This is a genomic window from Psychromarinibacter halotolerans, from assembly GCF_029168315.1.
Lineage (GTDB): Bacteria > Pseudomonadota > Alphaproteobacteria > Rhodobacterales > Rhodobacteraceae > Psychromarinibacter > Psychromarinibacter halotolerans.
This window is the reverse complement of sequence record NZ_JARGYD010000042.1, coordinates 1-548: the sequence shown is the minus strand read 5'-3', so window position 1 is coordinate 548 and position 548 is coordinate 1. Positions and strand designations below refer to the sequence as shown.

At 61.5% G+C, this 548-nt stretch carries 1 protein-coding gene; it reads left to right on the top strand.

What is annotated here, in order from left to right; all coding sequences use genetic code 11:
• Positions 1 to 548 (top strand): Ig-like domain-containing protein (locus P1K30_RS23830; protein ID WP_275635234.1); only part of this gene is annotated, 548 nt, incomplete at both ends.

Below are 548 nucleotides of genomic sequence, written 5' to 3'. Positions count from 1 at the left end.
CTTGTCATGGATTGGACGCAGAACGTCGAGTACATGCAGTGGGGCGGTCGCGGATGGGCCAGTCAAAGTGGTGCGCCGGGCTTCGATGCTCCGTTTGATGGCACCATCTCCGACCGGCGCATCTTCGACACCGAACTGACCGATGACCAGATCGCCAGCCTGTTCGCCGACGGGCCACCGAATACCGACCCGGTAGCGCAGGACGATACCGTCGCGACCACGGAAGATACGGCGGTCGTGGTCGATGTCCTGGCAAACGACATCGATCTGGATGGCGACACCGTCTACGTTTCGTCGGTCGGAACTGCAGGTCACGGCACCATCGTCCAAAATGCCGACGGTACGCTCAGCTACGTGCCGGATGCGGACTTCAACGGCTCTGACAGCTTCAGCTACACGCTGAGTGACGGGCGTGGCGGCACGGATACGGCGACGGTGAGCGTCACCGTGGCCCCGGACAACGACGCACCTGTGGCTGTCGACGACGTGGCCAACACCTTTGACGGAGGCTCAGTTGTTATCGACCTGTTGGCCAATGACTTTGACGT